The sequence below is a fragment of the Serratia sp. CoH_122_TC_1 genome (assembly GCF_058191755.1).
The window spans coordinates 1-21,025 of sequence record NZ_JBXWLA010000033.1; the positions used below are offsets into that span (position 1 = coordinate 1).

17 protein-coding genes and 1 tRNA gene are annotated in these 21,025 nt (G+C 49.8%); 13 read left to right on the forward strand and 5 right to left on the reverse strand.

Annotation, left to right across the window (positions count from 1 at the left end; genetic code table 11):
* Positions 1-271: 271 nt before the first annotated feature.
* The 3 genes from AC2FC2_RS26110 to AC2FC2_RS26120 form a co-directional block, all read right to left on the reverse strand.
* A tRNA-Tyr gene (locus tag AC2FC2_RS26110) sits at positions 272-356 on the reverse strand.
* A 158-nt stretch (positions 357-514) separates the two neighbouring features.
* A complete protein-coding gene (gene purU, locus AC2FC2_RS26115; protein ID WP_209633899.1) occupies positions 515-1,363 on the reverse strand; it encodes a formyltetrahydrofolate deformylase in 849 nt (282 codons plus the stop codon).
* Between the two features lie 125 nt (positions 1,364-1,488).
* Positions 1,489-1,953 (reverse strand): YchJ family protein, encoded by a 465-nt coding sequence (locus AC2FC2_RS26120; RefSeq protein ID WP_265553569.1) that lies wholly within the window; start codon positions 1,951-1,953, stop codon positions 1,489-1,491.
* 142 nt (positions 1,954-2,095) lie between these two features.
* Between AC2FC2_RS26120 and rssA the strand changes: the two genes are divergently transcribed.
* The 5 genes from rssA (at position 2,096) to AC2FC2_RS26145 (ending at position 7,644) form a co-directional block, all read left to right on the forward strand.
* Positions 2,096-3,001, forward strand: coding sequence for a patatin-like phospholipase RssA (gene rssA / locus AC2FC2_RS26125; protein WP_209633895.1), 906 nt, complete (start codon positions 2,096-2,098; stop codon positions 2,999-3,001).
* Positions 3,002-3,106: 105 nt separating this feature from the next.
* Positions 3,107-4,120, forward strand: a complete 1,014-nt coding sequence (gene rssB / locus AC2FC2_RS26130) for a two-component system response regulator RssB (protein ID WP_209633893.1) — start codon at positions 3,107-3,109, stop codon at positions 4,118-4,120.
* 199 nt (positions 4,121-4,319) lie between these two features.
* Positions 4,320-5,237 (forward strand): UTP--glucose-1-phosphate uridylyltransferase GalU, encoded by a 918-nt coding sequence (gene galU / locus AC2FC2_RS26135; protein ID WP_209633891.1) that lies wholly within the window; start codon positions 4,320-4,322, stop codon positions 5,235-5,237.
* 43 nt (positions 5,238-5,280) lie between these two features.
* Positions 5,281-6,624 carry a UDP-glucose dehydrogenase family protein gene (locus tag AC2FC2_RS26140; RefSeq protein ID WP_209633888.1) on the forward strand — a complete coding sequence of 448 codons (1,344 nt, stop codon included), beginning with the start codon at positions 5,281-5,283 and terminating at the stop codon, positions 6,622-6,624.
* A 9-nt stretch (positions 6,625-6,633) separates the two neighbouring features.
* Entirely contained in the window at positions 6,634-7,644 is a 1,011-nt protein-coding gene (locus AC2FC2_RS26145) for an NAD-dependent epimerase (protein ID WP_209633886.1), read from the forward strand.
* 209 nt (positions 7,645-7,853) lie between these two features.
* Here AC2FC2_RS26145 and hns read toward each other — a convergent pair whose 3' ends face one another.
* Positions 7,854-8,261: a histone-like nucleoid-structuring protein H-NS gene (hns, locus tag AC2FC2_RS26150; RefSeq protein ID WP_006321188.1), complete on the reverse strand. Its 408-nt coding sequence runs from the start codon at positions 8,259-8,261 to the stop codon at positions 7,854-7,856.
* A gap of 699 nt (positions 8,262-8,960) precedes the next feature.
* Here hns and AC2FC2_RS26155 point away from each other — a divergent pair.
* Complete coding sequence (locus tag AC2FC2_RS26155) at positions 8,961-9,545, forward strand: thymidine kinase (RefSeq protein ID WP_261444212.1); 585 nt, start codon at positions 8,961-8,963, stop codon at positions 9,543-9,545.
* Positions 9,546-9,671: 126 nt separating this feature from the next.
* Here AC2FC2_RS26155 and adhE read toward each other — a convergent pair whose 3' ends face one another.
* Positions 9,672-12,344, reverse strand: a complete 2,673-nt coding sequence (gene adhE, locus AC2FC2_RS26160) for a bifunctional acetaldehyde-CoA/alcohol dehydrogenase (RefSeq protein WP_209633882.1) — start codon at positions 12,342-12,344, stop codon at positions 9,672-9,674.
* Positions 12,345-12,869: 525 nt separating this feature from the next.
* Here adhE and AC2FC2_RS26165 point away from each other — a divergent pair.
* The 7 genes from AC2FC2_RS26165 to AC2FC2_RS26195 all read left to right on the forward strand — a co-directional run.
* Positions 12,870-13,514, forward strand: a complete 645-nt coding sequence (locus tag AC2FC2_RS26165) for a YchE family NAAT transporter (RefSeq protein WP_037425714.1) — start codon at positions 12,870-12,872, stop codon at positions 13,512-13,514.
* Positions 13,515-14,204: 690 nt separating this feature from the next.
* On the forward strand, positions 14,205-15,842 hold the full coding sequence (locus AC2FC2_RS26170; protein WP_490660143.1) for an ABC transporter substrate-binding protein: 1,638 nt from the start codon (positions 14,205-14,207) through the stop codon (positions 15,840-15,842).
* Positions 15,843-15,992: 150 nt separating this feature from the next.
* Positions 15,993-17,630, forward strand: a complete 1,638-nt coding sequence (oppA, locus tag AC2FC2_RS26175) for an oligopeptide ABC transporter substrate-binding protein OppA (protein ID WP_209633878.1) — start codon at positions 15,993-15,995, stop codon at positions 17,628-17,630.
* An 83-nt stretch (positions 17,631-17,713) separates the two neighbouring features.
* Positions 17,714-18,634 carry an oligopeptide ABC transporter permease OppB gene (gene oppB / locus AC2FC2_RS26180; protein WP_209633876.1) on the forward strand — a complete coding sequence of 307 codons (921 nt, stop codon included), beginning with the start codon at positions 17,714-17,716 and terminating at the stop codon, positions 18,632-18,634.
* 14 nt (positions 18,635-18,648) lie between these two features.
* Entirely contained in the window at positions 18,649-19,557 is a 909-nt protein-coding gene (oppC, locus tag AC2FC2_RS26185) for an oligopeptide ABC transporter permease OppC (protein WP_209633874.1), read from the forward strand.
* Positions 19,558-19,568: 11 nt separating this feature from the next.
* Positions 19,569-20,585, forward strand: coding sequence for an ABC transporter ATP-binding protein (locus tag AC2FC2_RS26190; protein WP_209633872.1), 1,017 nt, complete (start codon positions 19,569-19,571; stop codon positions 20,583-20,585).
* Positions 20,582-21,025, forward strand: a 444-nt coding sequence (locus AC2FC2_RS26195; RefSeq protein ID WP_490660144.1) for an ATP-binding cassette domain-containing protein, incomplete at its 3' end; no start/stop codon positions are given. The genes AC2FC2_RS26190 and AC2FC2_RS26195, both read left to right, overlap by 4 nt.

Here is a 21,025-nt window from a genome sequence, read left to right on the forward strand (position 1 = left end):
GGGAAGGATTCGAACCTTCGAAGTCTGTGACGGCAGATTTACAGTCTGCTCCCTTTGGCCGCTCGGGAACCCCACCATGGTATTCATGGTTGTACTTGTTTGTTTAACAGAAAATCGGCTAGATTCCTGTGGCGCTTCGTCTGAAGGATTACCTCGCTGAAACGCGTTATCTTTCTGCGCTCGGCTCGAACCTTGTCGAAGCTTCTCATCCTCTCCCTCCATGTTTTATGCAGCTTCAGCTTGCGCTGTGCTCTCATCAACAGAGAGAAGATGGTGGTGGGGGAAGGATTCGAACCTTCGAAGTCTGTGACGGCAGATTTACAGTCTGCTCCCTTTGGCCGCTCGGGAACCCCACCACTGGCCTTGCTTGCGAAACATCTGTCTCGGTAAGCGGGGCGCATCATATCAAATGAAGCGGGCGTGTAAAGTATTGAAATGCAGAAAATGTATCGTTTGCCGATTTTTTGCCCGTGGCGGTGCATCCCTGAACGAAAGGCACCGCTTTATTGAGCAATTACAGAATGACCGTTCGGTTCCCGTAGACAAATACGCGCTGCGCCAGCACGTGATACAGCGCGCGGCTGAGCGCATTTTTCTCTACATCACGTCCCGCGCGCATCATGTCGTCAGCAGAATAGGTATGATCGACATGAATTACGTCCTGCATGATGATTGGGCCTTCGTCCAGGTTATCGTTAACGTAGTGCGCGGTGGCACCGATAATTTTCACGCCACGCTCGTAAGCCTGATGATAAGGCCTTGCCCCAATAAAGGCTGGCAGGAACGAATGGTGGATATTGATCACCTGGTTCGGGTAGTGCTGCACAAATGCTGGCGTCAGCACGCGCATATACTTGGCCAGTACCACGTAGTCTGGCTGGTATTGGTCAATCTGGGCCATCATTTTCTGATCGTGTTGATCGCGCGTCAGGCCTTCATGGCTGACCAGGTGGAACGGAATATCGAAGCGTTCAACCAGCGTTTGCAACGTATCATGGTTGCCGATAACCGCGGCAATCTCTACATCCAGGCCGCCGTAAGCGCTCTTCATCAGCAGATCGCCCAGGCAATGCGCTTCTTTGGTCACGAGAACCACGATGCGACGACGGCCGGAGTTATGCAGTTCACGAACGGAACCCGTCGGCAGTGCACCGTCCAGATCCGCCAGAAGCGTCGTATCGTTGAAAATACCTTCCAACTCGGTACGCATAAAGAAACGACCGGTACGGTGATCAACAAACTCATTGTTCTGAATAATGTTGAGTTCATGCTTGTAACAGATGTTGGTGATCTTGGCGATCAGGCCTTTGGCATCCGGACAAATGGTACGCAAAACTTTTCTTTGGACATTTTGATGTGGCATGGCGATGAGGATCCTGTCTGATACTGAACGTCCTGTCTGCGCAGGCGAGCATTTTTATAATCTTCATTTTCACACTGTTGCCAAATGGCAGCGGTCTGAAATCTATGGGTCTCAGTAACTGCCAGCTAACGGCCGCAGCACTTTTTATATTTTTTACCTGAACCACAGGGGCAAATCGCATTTCTGCCAGGCTGGGGTTTGGTACCATCAATATAGTACCAGCGTTGTTCAAGCTGAAGAAAGCGCGAACGTTCGTGCATTGCCTTGTGTTCGCCGGTGTTGCTATCAATGAAGCGGGCAATAAACTCGACAAAACCTTCATCGCTCTCATGGCCCTGTTTTTCTTCTACCACCGTCAGGCCAAGCCATTGGGTGTTCTTGAAGCTATCAACGATTGCATTACGCCATTCAGCGGCATGGCAGTCGGGATGCCAGGTCGCAATTAAGTAATCGACGTTTTGCTTCACATAAGCGCTAAAGCGTGAACGCATCAACTTACCGGGGGTCAGTGGCGTTTGTGTGCCATTGATGTAGGGTTCGCAGCATGCGCTATACTCCAGTCCGCCGCCGCAGGGGCATAATTCTGGCAAGTTGACTCCTAAAATGGCCGGAACGATAAGAACGGGCCGATGCTGAAAGGTATTTAGCGTCTATGTTACCTAACAATATTCGATCGTGACAATCTACGCTGGCAGCAGAGTTGATACAATTCACCGGGCAAGAGGCGGGAAGATGCGGAAAATTAAGATTGGACTGGCATTGGGTGCAGGTTCCGCTAAAGGGTGGGCGCATATCGGCGTGATCAACGCGCTAAAGAAATTGGGGGTTGAAGTCGATATAGTAGCCGGCTGCTCAGTCGGTGCACTGGTCGGTGCCGCTTTTGCCAGCCACCGTTTACCGGCCATGGAGGCCTGGGTTCGTTCTTTCAGCTATTGGGATGTGATCCGCTTGATGGATCTTTCCTGGCGGCGGGGTGGTCTATTACGCGGCGAGCGGGTGTTCAATGCGGTGGGGCAATTATTAGAAATCAACGATATTGCCGAGTGTTCGCTAAAGTTCGGTGCAGTAACGACGAACCTCAGTACGGGACGGGAGTTGTGGTTGACCGAAGGGGATATTCATCAGGCAGTGCGTGCCTCGTGCAGCATGCCCGGCTTGTTGGCACCGGTGTGGTTTGATGGTTATTGGCTGGTGGATGGTGCGGTAGTGAATCCTGTGCCTATCTCATTAACACGAGCCCTGGGAGCCGATCTCGTTATTGCCGTTGACTTGCAACATGATGCGCATCTGATGCAGCAGGATTTATTCTCTGTACGCCATCATGACGCGGAAACGTCAGGCGATATCCCCACGGAAAATTGGCGGGGGCGTTTAAGAGACCGTATCAGCAAAATGACGACCAGAAAGCCCAATTTTACGCCGACGGCGATGGAAATCATGGGGACGTCGATCCAGGTCTTGGAAAATCGACTGAAACGTAATCGTATGGCGGGTGACCCGCCAGATGTATTGATCCAACCTTATTGTCCGCAAATCTCGACGTTGGATTTCCACCGTGCCGAAGAAGCGATTGCAGCGGGTAAATTAGCCGTTGAAAAACAGATTGATGCACTTTTACCGTTAATAAAAAACAAATAATTATCAGATATTGCGGAGGTGGTCTGCGATAGAGACCATTTCCGACAAGCAGAAATGGCCTTTTTGAGCCACTATTACACTATGGAAAGGGAAGAGGCTCGGCTGATGGCATTACCATTGACTCACAAGCGCATTTTGGTCGTTGAGGACGAACTGGTTTTTCGTTCTGTGCTTGTTGGCTACTTGACGTCGTTGGGCGCAGAAACCAGTGAGGCGACCAATGGTTTGCAAGCGCTGAGTGCTGTGGATGACGTTAAGCCCGACTTGATTTTGTGCGATCTGGCGATGCCGGAAATGGGCGGGATAGAGTTTGTTGAGCATCTCCGTCTACAAGGCGTGCAAATTCCGGTGCTGGTGATATCGGCCACCGATAAAATGGCGGATATCGCCAAGGTATTGCGTTTGGGGGTACAGGACGTACTGTTAAAACCCGTGACCGATCTCAACCGCCTGCGCGAGTCGGTGTTGGGTTGCCTGTACCCCAATATGTTTACCTCCCAGGCTATCGAAGAGGTGGAACTGCTTCAGGACTGGGATGCATTGAGTAAAAATCCGTCTGAAGCCGTAAAGTTGCTCAAACAGCTGCAGCCTCCGGTGCAACAGACCATTGCTCATTGCCGGATTAATTACCGGCAATTAACGACCGGTGAGAACCCGGGATTGGTGTTGGATATTGCAGCACTGTCGGATAAAGATCTGGCGTTCTATTGTTTGGATGTCACTCGTGCAGGAGATAACGGCGTATTAGCGGCATTGCTATTACGTGCTTTATTTAATGGTTTGTTACAGGACCATTTAGCTAATCAGCGTCATCGGCTGCCGCAAATGACTGCATTGTTAAAGCAAGTTAATCAATTATTACGTCAAGGCAAGCTGGAGGGGCAATTCCCATTGTTGGTCGGCTATTATCACACCGAATATAAAAACCTGATTTTAGTCTCAGCAGGTCTTCATGCCAGTGTTAATACCGGTGATAATCAAATTCAACTGAACAATGGTGTCCCGCTTGGCACGCTGGGTGCGACCTACATGAACCAAATCAGCCAGCACTGTGCAGCTTGGCAGTGTCAGGTTTGGGGCGCTGGCGGCAGGCTGCGATTGATGCTCAGTACCGAATAGCGTGATCCTTTAAAATTATTATTTGAAATACAAATATTCGATGTGCCTATTTCTTCCTCAGGCCATAAGTTGGGTAATTGTCTTAAATTTTTTCTATTTGTGCTGCGGTTAATGCTAGACACTCATAAGCTGGTATACTCCGAAGGTTTTTCATATAGCGAAAAAGCTCATAAAATGAGCAACATTAAGAGAGGAAATAATGCCTGCTGTAAATCGTAAAGTCAGAAAGGCTGTGATCCCGGTTGCAGGCTTGGGAACACGGATGTTGCCAGCGACAAAAGCCATTCCAAAAGAAATGCTGCCGCTGGTTGACAAACCCTTGATCCAATACGTTGTCAATGAATGTATTGCGGCTGGGATAAACGAGATTGTGTTGGTTACCCATTCCTCCAAGAATTCGATCGAAAACCATTTTGACACGAGTTTCGAACTCGAAGCGATGCTGGAAAAACGTGTTAAACGTCAGTTGCTGGACGAAGTGCAATCTATTTGCCCGAAGGGCGTTACTGTGATGCAGGTGCGTCAAGGGGTAGCGAAAGGCTTGGGGCACGCGATTATGTGTGCTTATCCACTGGTGGGCGACGAGCCGGTCGCCGTGATTTTGCCGGATGTGATCCTCGATGAGTACAGTGCTGACCTGAAAAAAGATAATTTGCACGAAATGTTAGAGCGGTTTGAACAAACCGGCGTCAGCCAAATTATGGTCGAGCCCGTGCCCCATAAAGACGTGGGTAATTACGGCGTGGCTGATTGTAAAGGGTATGAACTGCAACCAGGCGAAAGTGCGCCGATGGTCAGCGTTGTCGAAAAACCTTCGCCGGAAGAAGCCCCTTCTAACTTGGCCATCGTTGGCCGCTATGTGCTTTCCGCCGATATCTGGCCGCTACTGTCAAAAACACCGCCGGGCGCCGGTGGTGAAATCCAGCTTACCGACAGTATCGAAATGCTGATGCAGCAAGAAACTGTAGAGGCTTATCACCTAAAAGGGATTAGCCATGATTGCGGTAACAAACTGGGCTATATGAAGGCCTTTGTTGAGTATGGCATGCGTCATGCTGGGCTGGGACAAGAGTTTTCTCAGTGGTTGAGTCAATTGCTGGCCGCTGATAAGAAATAATTTATTTATCTTTCATCTTAATTTGAAAAACTAGGATTTTCCCATGAAAGTAACAGTTTTTGGTATTGGCTATGTTGGTCTGGTACAGGCAGCGGTGCTGGCTGAAGTTGGCCATGACGTTATGTGTATTGATATTGACGAACGTAAAGTCGAAAACCTGAAGAAAGGGAATATCCCTATTTTTGAACCTGGCTTGACGCCGTTGGTGCAACAAAACTATGAAGCCGGTCGTTTGCAGTTCACCACTGATGCGAAAGCCGGTGTTGCACATGGCAGCATTCAGTTCATTGCTGTAGGTACACCGCCGGACGAAGACGGTTCTGCTGATTTGAAATATGTGACGGCTGTAGCGCGTACCATTGCGGAACACATGACCGAGCACAAAGTGGTGATCGATAAATCTACCGTGCCGGTAGGTACCGCCGATAAAGTCCGCCAGGTTATGCAAGAAACGTTGCAGAAGCGCGGTAGCTCCGTAGCTTTCGACGTGGTTTCCAATCCAGAGTTTTTGAAAGAAGGTGCGGCAGTTGCGGATTGCATGCGTCCTGAACGTATCGTGATTGGTACCGATAACATGGATGTGATCGAACCTATTCGCGAGCTGTATGAGCCGTTTAACCGTAATCACGATCGCATGATTATGATGGATATTCGCAGTGCTGAACTGACCAAATACGCGGCCAACTGCATGCTGGCTACCAAAATCAGCTTTATGAATGAAATGTCTAACCTGGCTGAAATGTTGGGTGCGGATATTGAAAAAGTACGCCAGGGTATCGGTTCTGATTCCCGTATCGGCTACCACTTTATCTATCCAGGGTGCGGCTACGGCGGTTCATGTTTCCCGAAAGACGTCCAGGCACTGATTCGCACGGCCGAGCATATCGGTTACCAGCCAAAACTGTTGCAGGCTGTAGAGCAGGTTAACTACCAACAGAAATATAAGCTGACCAAGTTTATCAAGCATCACTTTGGTGAAGACTTGAAAGGCAAAACTTTTGCACTGTGGGGTTTGGCATTCAAGCCAAATACTGACGATATGCGTGAAGCCTCCAGCCGCGTTCTGATGGAGCAACTGTGGGAGGCCGGTGCTACCGTCCAGGCCTACGATCCTGAAGCGATGAACGAAGTACAGCGCATTTACGGTCAGCGCGATGACCTGAAGCTGGTAGGCACCAAAGAAGCGGCGTTGCACGGTGCTGACGCGCTGGTTATCTGCACCGAATGGCAGAATTTCCGTGCGCCAGACTTCGACATAATTAAAAACACGCTGAAGCAACCGGTGATCTTTGATGGTCGCAATCTGTTTGATCCGGAACGTTTGGAAAACCGTGGCTTTACCTATTATGCGATCGGTCGCGGTGCATCCATTCAGCCGGTTATTTAAGGGACATATATGAAATTCCTGGTTACAGGTGCGGCAGGATTTATTGGTTATCACGCTGCTGAGCGCTTGTTGGCCGCTGGGCATCAGGTTGTCGGTATCGACAACCTGAATGATTATTACGATGTGGGTCTGAAAATGGCCCGTCTAGATCTGCTTGCGGACAAGCCTGCCTTCCAGTTTATCAAGCTGGATTTAGCCGATCGAGAAGGCATGGCAAAGCTGTTTGCAGAGCATAAATTTCAGCGAGTGATTCACCTGGGGGCACAAGCCGGGGTGCGTTATTCGCTGGAAAATCCGTTAGCGTATGCGGATACGAATCTCATCGGTCATTTAAACGTATTGGAAGGGTGTCGCCACAATAAAGTCGAGCATTTGTTATATGCTTCTTCCAGTTCGGTATATGGCCTGAATCGCAAGTTGCCATTTGCTACGGAAGACTCTGTCGATCATCCAATCTCATTGTACGCGGCGACTAAAAAAGCCAATGAGCTGATGTCACACAGCTACTCCCACTTATATGGTCTGCCTACCACTGGGCTGCGTTTCTTTACCGTATATGGCCCGTGGGGGCGCCCGGATATGGCGCTGTTTAAATTCACTAAAGCTATATTGGCTGGCGAAAGTATCGATGTATATAACCACGGTGAGATGCACCGTGACTTTACCTACATTGACGATATCTCCGAGGCTATTGTCCGGTTGCAGGCGGTTATTCCTCAATCAAATCCAGCTTGGACAGTTGAACAGGGCTCGCCGGCGACCAGTTCTGCTCCGTATCAGGTCTATAATATCGGCAATAGCACGCCCGTGAAGCTGATGGAATATATCAAGGCACTGGAGCAGGCATTAGGGATGGAAGCACGCAAAAATATGTTGCCAATGCAACCTGGCGATGTACTCGATACCAGTGCTGATACTGCGGAGCTCTATCGTGTGATAGGGTTTAAGCCGGAAACGGGTGTTGAAGAAGGCGTGAAACGCTTTGTTGAATGGTATAAGTCATTTTATAAAGTTCAGTAATTGAACAGCGCGTAAAATGCTATAAGGGGCTTAGGCCCCTTTTTTTATGCTTCAGGAAAGGCAGGGTGGCAATTTGGGAGGTGAATGATTGAGATGGCCTGCTTCAGATTATTGTGTAAAGCCGGGTTTGTATAAGCTGCCTTTCCAGGCGTTTTAAGCATAACAAAAAGGCTCCCTGGGGAGCCTTTTTAACATGCAGCGGAACGCTATTACAGCAGGAAATCGTCCAGGGATTTACCTTGCTCTTCGATAGCTTTCTTAATCACTGCTGGGGTACGGCCCTGGCCGGTCCAGGTTTTCAGTTCGCCGTTTTCGTCTTTATATTGATATTTAGCCGGACGTGCTGCGCGTTTAGCTTTACCTGCTGCTTTAGTTGCAGCCATAGTTTGCAGCAGTTCATTTGGGTCAATACCGTCAGCAATCAGCATTTCACGATATTGCTGCAGTTTACGGGTGCGTTCTTCAACTTCTGCTTGAGCCTGGCTGTCTTCTTCGCGACGTTCGTTCACAACAACTTCCAGTTTTTCAAGCATCTCTTCCAGCGTTTCCAGGCTGCATTCTCTTGCCTGTGCGCGTAGAGTACGGATGTTGTTCAAAATCTTTAATGCTTCGCTCATTGTCCTAGTCTCAAATTATATTGGTGGGGGCGTCTGGATAATAATAGAGTGCTCTTTTCTTTTCTGCAATAGACAAATTGAAAGGAACGCTCAAATTCATCTTTTAAAAAGGCGTAATCAGAACTCTCTGGCAAATATAGGGAGAAGACATAAGTATTACAAGCTCAATTTTTAAGTCAAATTTTCAACAGTGGCGGTATGATTACCGCACCAGAAAGGCATTCAGGACTAAGTTATAATTGTGTTTTATATCAATATTACGATGAGTTTTGTGGGTTAAATCACGTGCTTTAGTATGCAAACACTGTAAACAATGGGGGTATAAGAGTAAAGATAACGTCAAGAACTGTGCTGCTGGCTTTTTTATGCCATTAAATACGCCGAAGCGCTGTCTGCGGGCGTTAATAGATTTAATCCTTTACCAACCCGGCGTCATGCTGGGGGGGTCTCTTCACTGACAGACGATTAATGCCTGATGCTAATCATTAGCAGTAATTAAATGTGATGACAGACAGGGATCGTCCTGTAAATAGATGTAAAAGCGCAGTGGTGCAGAATGGAATGTTTCATTTGAAAGTTTGGTATTCGTTTGCCTGGTTATTGATTAAGTCGGAGGCGTGAGCAGGCCAGCAGGTTATGGTACACTTGGCTTCTGAATCAACGTCTGAATATTTCTTATACCATTGGAGTTACGGGCCCATGGCTCAACTTTATTTTTATTACTCTGCTATGAACGCAGGGAAATCTACCGCGTTGTTGCAATCTTCATATAATTATCAAGAACGTGGTATGCGTACACTGGTGTTTACTGCCGAAATAGACCACCGCTTCGGTGTTGGCAAGGTGAGCTCGCGGATCGGGCTGTCATCCCAGGCACAGCTCTATAATAATGAGTCGATGCTTTATGCGATGATCGCGCAGGAGCATCAGCAGCAACCCGTACACTGCGTCTTGTTGGATGAAAGCCAGTTCTTGACGAAGGAACAGGTCGAGCAGCTGTGTGATGTTGTTGACCAACTGGATATTCCGGTTCTGTGTTACGGCTTGCGTACCGACTTTCTGGGTGAGTTGTTCATCGGCAGTCAATATTTGCTGGCCTGGGCGGATAAGCTGGTGGAATTGAAAACCATCTGCCACTGTGGGCGCAAGGCGAACATGGTACTGCGGCTGGATGAAAGTGGGCAGGCGATGCATGCTGGCGAGCAGGTAGTGATAGGCGGTAACGAGAGCTACGTCTCCGTTTGCCGTAAGCATTACAAGGAAGCACTACAGGCACTAGAGTAAAATGTGGGTGCTGTAGGGTGCCTCTGGCAGCGTTTTAGCGTGGGGGGTAGTTACCTGGCAGTTTGAGGTGCAACGCAAGATAAAAAAAACCGCCTTTCGGCGGTTTTTTGTTGGTTTAATTAACCGTTATTTCTTGGTCTTTTTTTCTGCTTTAGCCGCAACCGGTGCTGCCAAAACTTCTTCATCAACCGCTTCACTGAACTTACGGCCGTAGAAGGTATCCAGCATGATTTGCTTCAACTCGGCAATCAGCGGGTAGCGCGGGTTGGCACCGGTACATTGGTCGTCAAAGGCATCTTCAGACAGTTTGTCGACCTTAGCCAAGAAATCAGCTTCTGTGACACCGGCTTCACGAATTGACGCCGGGATACCCAGTTCAGCTTTGATCTCGTCCAGCCAGGTCAGCAGCTTCTCGATTTTCTGTGCGGTACGGTCGCCCGGTGCACTCAAGCCGAGGTGGTCGGCGATTTCAGCGTAACGACGACGCGCTTGAGGGCGGTCGTACTGGCTGAATGCCGTTTGCTTGGTTGGATTGTCATTCGCGTTGTAGCGAATAACGTTGGAGATCAGCATGGCGTTAGCCAGGCCATGTGGGATATGGAACTCAGAGCCCAGTTTGTGGGCCATTGAGTGGCACACCCCCAGGAAGGCGTTAGCGAAGGCGATACCGGCGATCGTTGCGGCATTATGCACACGCTCACGGGCAATCGGATTCTTGGCACCTTCTTTATAGCTGGCTGGCAGATATTCTTTCAGCAATTTCAACGCTTGCAGCGCTTGGCCGTCTGAGTATTCGTTCGCCAGTACTGAAACATACGCTTCCAGTGCGTGGGTCACCGCATCCAGGCCGCCAAAGGCGCACAGGGATTTTGGCATGTTCATCACCAGATTAGCATCAACGATGGCCATGTCTGGCGTCAGTGCGTAGTCAGCCAGTGGGTATTTCTGGCCAGTTACGTCGTCGGTCACTACCGCAAACGGCGTGACTTCTGAACCGGTACCTGAAGTTGTCGTCACGGCAATCATTTTTGCTTTGACGCCCATTTTCGGGAACTTGTAGATACGCTTACGGATATCCATAAAGCGCAGCGCCAGGTCTTCGAAATGGGTTTCAGGATGTTCGTACAATACCCACATGATCTTCGCCGCATCCATCGGTGAACCGCCACCCAGCGCGATAATCACGTCTGGTTTGAAGGAGTTCATCTGTTCAGCGCCTTTACGCACGATGGACAGCGTTGGGTCTGCTTCAACTTCAAAGAACACTTCTGTTTCAATACCGTGTGACTTCAGAACCGAGGTGATCTGGTCAGCATAGCCGTTATTGAACAGGTAGCGGTCGGTCACAATGAAGGCGCGTTTTGCCCCGTCGGTCGCTACTTCTTCCAGCGCGATAGGCAATGAGCCACGGCGGAAGTAGATTGATTTCGGAAGTTTATGCCACAACATGTTTTCTGCTCGCTTCGCTACAGTTTTCTTGTTGATCAGGTGTTTTGGACCGACGTTTTCAGAGATGGAGTTACCGCCCCAGGAACCGCAGCCCAACGTCAGAGACGGAGCGAGTTTAAAGTTGTACAGGTCACCGATACCCCCCTGAGAGGCAGGGGTGTTGATCAGGATACGCGCGGTTTTCATCTTGTCGCCGAAGAAGGCAACGCGTTCCGGCTGGTTATCCTGGTCGGTGTACAGACAAGATGTGTGGCCAATGCCGCCCATCGCGACCAGTTTCTCCGCTTTGCTGACAGCGTCCGCGAAGTCTTTGGCACGATACATAGCCAGCGTAGGGGACAGTTTTTCGTGAGCGAAAGGCTCGGTTTCATCAACCAGTTTCACTTCACCGATCAGCACCTTGGTGCTTGCTGGCACTTTAATTCCGGCCATTTCAGCAATTTTCGGTGCGGATTGACCAACGATAGCTGCGTTTAAGCCACCGTTTTTCAGGATGATGTCCTGTACGGCTTTCAGTTCTTTACCCTGCAGCATGTAGCCGCCGTGGGTAGCGAAACGTTCGCGCACGGCATCATAGATGGAGTCAACCACGATGACAGATTGTTCAGAGGCGCAAATCACACCGCTGTCGAAGGTTTTAGACATCAGAATTGAGGCAACGACGCGCTTAATGTCTGCGGTTTCGTCAACCACTACCGGGGTGTTACCTGCGCCAACGCCGATTGCCGGTTTGCCGGAGCTGTAGGCGGCTTTCACCATGCCTGGACCACCGGTTGCGAGGATCAGATTGATGTCAGGGTGGTGCATCAATTGATTGGACAGTTCAACGGTAGGTTGGTCGATCCAGCCTACGATGTCTTTTGGTGCCCCGGCGGCAATCGCTGCCTGCAGCACGATATCGGCGGCCTTATTGGTCGCGTTTTTCGCACGTGGGTGTGGGGAAAAGATAATGCCGTTACGGGTTTTCAGGCTGATTAATGCTTTGAAAATGGCCGTAGAAGTCGGGTTGGTGGTTGGCACGATACCGCAAATCAGGCCAATAGGCTCGGCGATAGTGATGGTACCGAAAGTATCGTCTTCTGACAGGATGCCGCAGGTTTTTTCATCTTTATAGGCGTTGTAGATAAACTCTGATGCAAAGTGGTTCTTGATCACTTTATCTTCAACGATACCCATACCGGATTCTTCGACGGCCAATTTAGCCAGAGGAATACGGGCATCGGCAGCGGCGAGGGCAGCAGCGCGGAAAATTTTATCAACTTGCTCTTGAGTGAAGTTGGCATATTCGCGCTGGGCTTTTTTGACTCGTGCAACTAGCTCGTTCAGTTCAGCGACATTTGTTACAGCCATAATGCTCTCCTGATAATGTTAAACTCTTTCAGTAAATCAGCCGTGCGAGCCACTAGTATAGACAGAATGATGGAAAATGCTGTTTAAAAAACAAAGGCTTTCCACCTTTTTGTGCTGCATGCTGCTGATTTGCTTAAAGAGCTTTACCCGATGCTTCAGCAGGAGAAGACAGCGGGCCGAACAGAGGTGCCACTTTTTCCTTAACCTGTTCTACTCCCTGACTACGACTAAGAGCTTAACTACTCTTGGTTAGTGATTTTGTGATTTAAATCATAAAAAGCGCAAGCTGACACCATTCAGCTGTAAGTTTTTGAGAATCATTCTTGATAACTGTGATGTCAGGCACTTTTCTCAACATAAAAAATCATAAACCGTACATTGCTTTAACAATAGTGAATTGTTTTATCATTATGGATATGAATAGATAAAAATCCCGCTCAAGACCCATGGATTACCCGTGGCAATTCCATTACATTAGCGCGCGTAGGCAGTGTCACTTTTAAAGCTATTAAAGCGGAGTCATTTGTGGGCCAATCTCTGTTAGATTTTTCCGGCTTCATTAAATTTTTTGTCGGCCTGTTTGCACTGGTGAACCCGGTGGGCATTTTGCCGGTATTTATCAGCATGACCAGCTACCAGGCAGCGGCAGGGCGCAATAAAACAAATCTGACCGCTAACCTGTCGGTCGCCATTATCCTGTGGACCTCGCTCTTTTTGGGGGAAGGGATTTTGCGCATGTTCGGCATCTCTATTGATTCGTTCCGAATTGCCGGCGGTATCTTGGTGGTGACCATTGCGATGTCGATGATCAGCGGGAAGCTGGGTGAGGACAAACAGAATAAACAGGAGAAGTCAGAGAGCGCGATCCGCGAAAGTATTGGTGTCGTGCCGCTGGCATTGCCACTGATGGCGGGGCCGGGTGCTATCAGTTCTACGATTGTCTGGAGCTCTCGTTACCACAGCTGGCAAAACCTGTTGGGGTTTACTCTGGCCATTGCGTTGTTCGCTTTCTGCTGTTGGTTGTTGTTCCGTGCTGCTCCACTATTGGTGCGTTTATTGGGACAAACCGGCATTAACGTAATCACCCGAATCATGGGGTTGTTGCTGATGGCATTGGGGATTGAGTTTATCGTTACCGGTATTAAGGCCATTTTCCCTGGGCTGCTCTAATCTGACCGGTGAGCCGCGAATAGGATTATTCGTGGCTCAAATTATTTTTAAAAATTAAAATCAATTATTGGTTCGCATTAATATAGTGCGCAATATGAATGAATTCTATTCAGTTGCACCACAATGTGGCATAAATGCCAATTTGTTGTTCAATAAAACTCCTAAGCGTTGTTTTTAGCCTTTATCTCCCGCCATTATTCCCCTTTTTAACCTACTGAACATCAAATTTGCTGTTAATTTAATCACATCATTCTGTAGGGCTTGTCTCGCTTTCATCCAGGTGTTATTAGTGATTAACCGCACATAAGCAGGTGTTTGTTCTTTGAAGTGCAACTTTGTTAACTGAATGTTTCTTTGCTTGGTGTTTGGGTTTGCTGTGCACGGCTTTCATTGTCTATTTTTAATTTATTGTGATAAAAATCATGGTGTTATTGTGGTGGCTTGTCTCTCGCTAGTCAGGGGGGAAGATCGTGCTTGATGCAATAAAAGAGAATTGCTTAACATTTCTGTAAAAATTATTGGCTATGGAATTTGCCTTCTGCTAATTTCCGAGCAACTTTCTACGCGTCATTAACCGCATCGCGTCGTCAAAGTGGGAATGATTTTTGCTGGTGCCTGTTATTTAGAATTCTTATAAATACTTCACGAATATCGATAAGCAATGCTTGTTGGTGAAAAGGAGCCTCGATCATGCAGCAAACCCGAAAGCGCACTCCATTGGCGATGTTCATTGCCGGCTTGCTGAGCATCAGCGCCGTTTATTCTGCTCAAGCGGCCGATGTTCCGGCCGGCGTACAATTGGCGCAACAGCAGAACATTGTCATTAATAACGGCACTGAAGTGGCTTCATTGGATCCGCATAAGGTCGAGGGAATTCCGGAAAGTAATATTATTCTGAACCTGTTGGAAGGGTTGGTCAGCACCGATGCCAATGGGCATGTGGTACCGGCAGCGGCAAGCCAGTGGGAAAACCAGGATTTTAAAACCTGGACTTTCCACCTGCGACCCGACGCGGTGTGGAGTGACGGCTCTCCGGTCACCGCTCAAGACTTTGTCTATAGCTGGCAGCGCCTGGCAGATCCGAAAACCGGTTCCCCCTATGCCAGCTATCTGCAGTACGCCAAGATTGAAAATATCGACGATATCCTGACCGGGAAGAAAAGCCCGCAAACGCTCGGGGTTAAGGCTATCGACGACAAAACGCTGCAGGTAGCCCTGAGTGAGCCGGTGCCGTATTTTATCAACATGCTGAGCCATACCTCGCTTAAACCGGTAAAGCGTTCGGTTGTTGAAAAGTTTGGCGATAAATGGACGCTGCCGGCGAACTATGTTGGCAATGGCGCTTACCGTTTGAACGAGTGGGTGGTGAATGAGCGCATTGTGCTTGAACGCAGCCCGAGCTACTGGAACAACAAGAAGACGATTATCGACAAGGCAACGTTCTTGCCGATTGCTTCAGAAGTCAGTGACGTCAACCGCTTCCGTAGCGGGGAGATCGACATCACCAACAGTGCTATCCCGCCGAACCTGTTCGTGAAGATGAAGAAAGAGATCCCTGAGCAATTGCACGTTAACCCATACCTGTGCACCTTCTATTACGAGATTAACAACCAGCGCGCGCCCTTTACCGATCCGCGGGTGCGTGCTGCAGTGAAATTGACGCTAGACCGCGACATTATCGCTAACAAAATCATGGGCCAGGGTCAGATCCCTGCTTACAGCTTTACGCCAACCTTTACCGAAGGCGCCAAATTCACTGCGCCAGAATGGGCAGGGTGGAGCCAGGAACAGCGCAATGCCGAGGCGAAGAAGCTGTTGGAGCAAGCGGGTTTCAGCGCAGCCAAGCCGCTTAAGTTTACGCTGTTGTACAACACCTCAGATCAAAATAAGCAGCAGGCCATCGCCGCCGCTTCGATGTGGAAGAAAAACCTTGGTGCTGAGGTTACGCTGCGCAATCAGGAGTGGAAGACCTCGCTGGAAAGCCGCCATCAAGGCCAGTACGACGTGGCACGTGCTACCTGGTGCGGCGATTACAACGAACCCAGCGCTTTCCTGAATCTGGTGCTCTCCAACAGCAGCATCAACACAATTTTTTATAAGAGCCCAGCGTTTGACGCCATCATGGCCAGCACGCTAAAAGCGCCGGACGAGGCTGCACGAGCAGCCCTGTATCAGCAGGCGGAGGCTCAGTTGGATAAAGACTCGGCGCTGATCCCGGTGTATTACCGCGTTAGCGCACGCCTAATCAGACCGTCGGTGGGGGGCTTTACGGGTAAAGACCCACTGGATTACACCGATGTGAAAAATCTGTACATCATCAAGCAGTAACGAGGGGTATTACGTCACGCAAACAACGGTGAGTAATACAGGGAAGGCCAACTGCCGTATTCGTTCCTCGGCAGTCGGTTTAACAAGGTCCGCTCACGGGCAACGCAGGCTCCACGATGAGCCTGTGATAATAAAAACTGGAGTATACACATGACCAACATCACGAAAAAAACCATCCTTGCTGCCGGCATCATTGCCGCGCTGGGCATCACAGCAACCGGAAGTGCTTTTGCGGCCGATGTGCCGGCGGGCGTGCAACTGGCGGACAAACAAGAGATCGTTAAAAATAACGGTTCGGAAGTACAATCCCTTGACCCACATAAAATCGAAGGCGTACCGGAAAACAACGTAACGCGTGACCTGATGGAAGGTTTGGCCAACAACAGCCCAGATGGTTCTATCGTGCCGGGCGTTGCGGAAAGCTGGGATAACAAAGATTTTAAAGTGTGGACCTTCCATCTGCGTAAAGATGCAAAATGGTCGAATGGCAAGCCGGTAACGGCACAAGATTTCGTGTATAGCTGGCAGCGTGTTGTTGATCCGAAAACGGCTTCGCCTTATGCCAGCTATCTGCAATATGCTCACGTAGAAAACGTGGATGACATCATCGCCGGCAAGAAAGATAAATCAACGCTGGGCGTAAAAGCCATCGACGATCATACCTTCCAGGTTACCCTGACCGAGCCAGTGCCTTACCTGGTCGAAATGACGCCACACTATGCGATGAAGCCAGTATTCAAAGAGGCGGTCGAGAAGTTTGGTGAGAAGTGGACCCTGCCACAAAATTACGTCAGCAATGGTGCTTACAAGTTAAAAGATTGGATTGTTAACGAACGTATTGTCCTGGAACGTAACCCGGAATATTGGGATAACGCGAAAACCATCATTAATAAAGTCACGTTCCTGCCTATTTCATCGGAAGTTACCGATGTGAACCGCTACCGCACCGGCGAAATCGACATGACCTATAACAACATGCCGATCGAACTGTTCCAGAAGTTGAAAAAAGAGATCCCGAAAGAAGTTCACGTCGATCCATACCTGTGTACTTACTACTACGAAATCAATAACCAGAAAGCGCCGTTTACCGACGAACGCGTTCGCGAAGCGCTGAAACTGGGTCTGGATCGCGACATCATCACCAACAAAGTGAAAAACCAGGGCGATCTGCCGGCTTACAGCTTCACGCCTCCTTATACCGATGGCGCTAAACTGACTCCGCCTGAGTGGTTCAGCTGGACACAAGAAAAACGTAATGAAGTGGCGAAAAAGTTGCTGGCTGATGCAGGTTACGGCCCAGGCAAACCACTGACTTTCTCTTTGTTGTACAACACCTCAGATCTGCATAAGAAGCTGGCGATTGCCGCAGCCTCAATCTGGAAGAAAAATCTGGGTGTGGATGTGAAATTGGTGAACCAAGAGTGGAAAACCTTCCTGGATACCCGCCATCAGGGTACCTATGACGTAGCGCGTGCCGGCTGGTGTGCGGACTACAACGAGCCTAGCTCGTTCCTTAACATGATGCTGTCTGACAGCAGCAGTAACACCCCGCACTACAAGAGCGCCGAATTCGATAAGTTGATGGCCAATGTGCTGACAGCGAAAACCAAAGAAGAACGTGCTGAGCTTTATCAGAAAGCTGAAGTTCAGTTGGATAAAGATTCTGCCATCGTTCCGGTTTATTACTATGTGAATGCCCGCCTGGTGAAACCTTATGTTGGGGGTTATACCGGTAAAGACCCGCTTGATAACGTGTACGACAAAAACCTGTACATCATCAAGCATTGATACGGTAAGCGCCGGCGGTGTGAACCGCCGGCCTATGTTGTAAATAATAAGCCGTTATCAGGCTGCAGCACAGGGTTAGGGCAATGCTTAAATTTATATTTCGTCGCTTATTAGAAGCGATCCCGACACTATTTATTCTTATTACCATCTCATTCTTTATGATGCGCTTGGCGCCCGGTAGCCCATTTACCGGCGAACGCGCGTTGCCGCCGGAAGTGATGGCCAATATTGAGGCCAAATATCATTTGAACGATCCGATCTGGAAGCAGTACGGCCATTATTTGGTTCAGCTGTCGAAGGGCGATTTCGGGCCATCATTCAAATACAAGGATTATTCGGTCAATGACCTCGTGGCTGCCTCTTTCCCGGTATCTGCCAAATTGGGTCTTGCCGCGTTTTTGTTGGCCGTGATCCTGGGCGTAAGTGCCGGTGTCATTGCCGCGTTGAATCAAAATACTAAATGGGACTATACGGTGATGGGCTTTGCCATGACCGGGGTGGTTATACCCAGTTTCGTGGTGGCACCGTTACTGGTTCTGATTTTTGCCATCACGCTGAAATGGCTGCCGGGTGGCGGTTGGAACGGTGGCGCGCCGAAGTTTATTATCTTGCCCATGGTGGCGTTGTCACTGGCCTATATTGCCAGCATCGCTCGTATCACGCGGGGGTCGATGATTGAAGTGCTGCATTCAAACTTCATCCGTACTGCTCGTGCCAAAGGGTTACCGATGCGCCGCATTATATTGCGCCATGCGTTGAAACCTGCGTTATTACCGGTGCTTTCTTATATGGGCCCGGCATTTGTCGGCATTATCACTGGCTCGATGGTGATCGAAACCATCTACGGTCTGCCTGGCATCGGCCAGTTGTTTGTTAACGGCGCGTTGAACCGTGACTACTCTCTGGTATTGAGCCTGACCATTTTGGTGGGTGGCCTGACTATTCTGTTTAACGCGATCGTTGATGTGCTGTACGCCGTTATCGATCCAAAAATTCGTTATTAAGCTGGAGCACGCAAATGATGTTGACGAAAAAGAACAGCGAGGCTCTGGAGAACTTCAGCGAAAAGCTTGAAGTAGAAGGGCGCAGCCTGTGGCAGGATGCCCGTCGCCGCTTTGTGCACAACCGGGCAGCTGTGAGCAGCCTGTTTGTCTTAGCGCTGATTACCCTGTTTGTCATGGTGGCGCCGTGGTTGTCACAGTTTGCCTATGACGATACCGACTGGGCAATGATGTCGGCCGCGCCAAGTTTTGAATCGGGGCATTACTTTGGCACTGACTCATCCGGCCGTGATTTGTTGGTGCGCGTGGCGATTGGTGGGCGTATCTCATTAATGGTTGGCGTATCGGCTGCGCTGGTGGCGGTGATTGTTGGGACACTGTACGGTGCGATGTCCGGTTATCTGGGCGGTAAAATTGACTCGGTCATGATGCGTTTGCTGGAGATCCTCAACTCCTTCCCATTCATGTTCTTCGTGATCCTGTTAGTGACCTTCTTCGGTCAAAACATCCTGCTGATCTTTGTGGCGATCGGCATGGTGTCGTGGCTGGATATGGCGCGTATTGTCCGTGGGCAAACGCTGAGCCTGAAGCGTAAAGAATTTATCGAAGCGGCGTTGGTGTGCGGAGTTTCTAGCCGCAATATCGTGCTGCGCCATATCGTGCCGAACGTGCTCGGTGTCGTGGTGGTCTACGCATCCTTGTTGGTGCCTAGCATGATCCTGTTTGAATCATTCCTTAGCTTCCTGGGATTGGGTACTCAGGAACCCTTAAGCAGTTGGGGGGCATTGCTCAGCGATGGTGCTAACTCGATGGAAGTTTCACCGTGGTTGCTGCTGTTCCCGGCGGGTTTCCTGGTTGTCACTCTGTTCTGTTTCAACTTTATCGGCGATGGCTTGCGTGATGCCCTCGACCCGAAAGATCGTTAAGGAGTGCAATCATGAGCACCATTGAAAATCCACAGTTGCAAACCAGCACCGCCGTTAAATCGTCGCTGTTGCTGGATGTAAAAGATCTGCGTGTGACCTTCGGCACACCGGACGGTGATGTAACCGCAGTAAACGATCTGAACTTTGACCTGCGTGCCGGTGAAACGTTGGGTATCGTGGGGGAGTCTGGCTCAGGTAAATCCCAGACGGCCTTTGCGCTGATGGGGCTTCTGGCCAGCAACGGTCGCATCGGCGGTTCGGCGAAATTTAATGGCCGGGAAATCCTCAACCTTGAGGAAAAACAGCTCAACAAGCTGCGTGCGGAAGAGATTTCGATGATCTTCCAGGATCCAATGACGTCTCTCAACCCTTATATGCGCGTGGGTGAGCAGTTGATGGAAGTGCTGATGCAGCACAAAAAGATGGGTAAAAGCGAAGCCTTCGAAGAGTCCGTTCGCATGCTGGACGCGGTTAAAATGCCGGAAGCACGTAAACGCATGCGTATGTATCCGCATGAGTTTTCCGGTGGCATGCGCCAGCGCGTCATGATCGCCATGGCGTTGCTGTGCCGGCCGAAATTGCTCATTGCCGATGAACCTACTACCGCGCTGGACGTGACCGTGCAAGCGCAGATCATGACGCTGCTGAACGAGCTTAAACGCGAGTTCAACACCGCCATCATCATGATTACCCACGACCTGGGCGTCGTGGCAGGTATCTGCAATAAGGTGCTGGTGATGTACGCCGGTCGGACCATGGAATACGGCAGCGCACGTGATGTGTTCTATCACCCGAGCCATCCGTACTCTATCGGCTTGCTGAATGCAGTACCGCGTCTGGATGCTGAGGGCGAGTCACTGATGACCATTCCTGGCAACCCACCGAACCTGTTACGCCTGCCGAAAGGCTGTCCGTTCCAACCGCGTTGTGCATACGCGATGGCGCAATGTTCGAGCGCTCCACCTCTGGAGCAGTTTGGTGAAGGGCGCCTGCGCGCCTGCTTTAAACCGGTGGAGGCGTTGGTATGAGTACGGTAACCGACAAGAAAGTGTTGCTCGAAGTCGCTGACTTGAAAGTGCACTTCGACATTCATGATGACAAACAGTGGTTCTGGCAGCCGCCGAAAACGTTAAAGGCGGTTGATGGCGTAACGCTGCGCCTGTTCGAAGGGGAAACTCTGGGCGTGGTGGGTGAATCTGGTTGCGGCAAGTCAACCTTTGCCCGCGCCATTATCGGTTTGGTCAAAGCCACGAGCGGGCGTGTCGCTTGGTTAGGTAAAGATCTGCTCGGCATGAGCGATATGGACTGGCGGAAAACCCGTAGCGATATTCAGATGATCTTCCAGGATCCGCTGGCTTCGCTGAACCCGCGCATGACGATCGGTGAAATTATCGCAGAGCCTCTGCGTACTTATTATCCGAAAATGCCTCGCCAGGAAGTGAAGGACAAGGCTAAAGCGATGATGTTG

Coding starts and splice junctions, on each gene's coding strand:
- purU (WP_209633899.1), bottom strand. CDS start 1,363: ATGCCACATCAAAATGTCCAAAGAAAAGTTTTGCGTACCATTTGTCCG.
- AC2FC2_RS26140 (WP_209633888.1), top strand. CDS start 5,281: ATGAAAGTAACAGTTTTTGGTATTGGCTATGTTGGTCTGGTACAGGCA.
- hns (WP_006321188.1), bottom strand. CDS start 8,261: ATGAGCGAAGCATTAAAGATTTTGAACAACATCCGTACTCTACGCGCA.
- galU (WP_209633891.1), top strand. CDS start 4,320: ATGCCTGCTGTAAATCGTAAAGTCAGAAAGGCTGTGATCCCGGTTGCA.
- rssA (WP_209633895.1), top strand. CDS start 2,096: ATGCGGAAAATTAAGATTGGACTGGCATTGGGTGCAGGTTCCGCTAAA.
- AC2FC2_RS26170 (WP_490660143.1), top strand. CDS start 14,205: ATGCAGCAAACCCGAAAGCGCACTCCATTGGCGATGTTCATTGCCGGC.
- AC2FC2_RS26190 (WP_209633872.1), top strand. CDS start 19,569: ATGAGCACCATTGAAAATCCACAGTTGCAAACCAGCACCGCCGTTAAA.
- adhE (WP_209633882.1), bottom strand. CDS start 12,344: ATGGCTGTAACAAATGTCGCTGAACTGAACGAGCTAGTTGCACGAGTC.
- AC2FC2_RS26155 (WP_261444212.1), top strand. CDS start 8,961: ATGGCTCAACTTTATTTTTATTACTCTGCTATGAACGCAGGGAAATCT.
- oppB (WP_209633876.1), top strand. CDS start 17,714: ATGCTTAAATTTATATTTCGTCGCTTATTAGAAGCGATCCCGACACTA.
- oppC (WP_209633874.1), top strand. CDS start 18,649: ATGATGTTGACGAAAAAGAACAGCGAGGCTCTGGAGAACTTCAGCGAA.
- AC2FC2_RS26145 (WP_209633886.1), top strand. CDS start 6,634: ATGAAATTCCTGGTTACAGGTGCGGCAGGATTTATTGGTTATCACGCT.
- rssB (WP_209633893.1), top strand. CDS start 3,107: ATGGCATTACCATTGACTCACAAGCGCATTTTGGTCGTTGAGGACGAA.
- oppA (WP_209633878.1), top strand. CDS start 15,993: ATGACCAACATCACGAAAAAAACCATCCTTGCTGCCGGCATCATTGCC.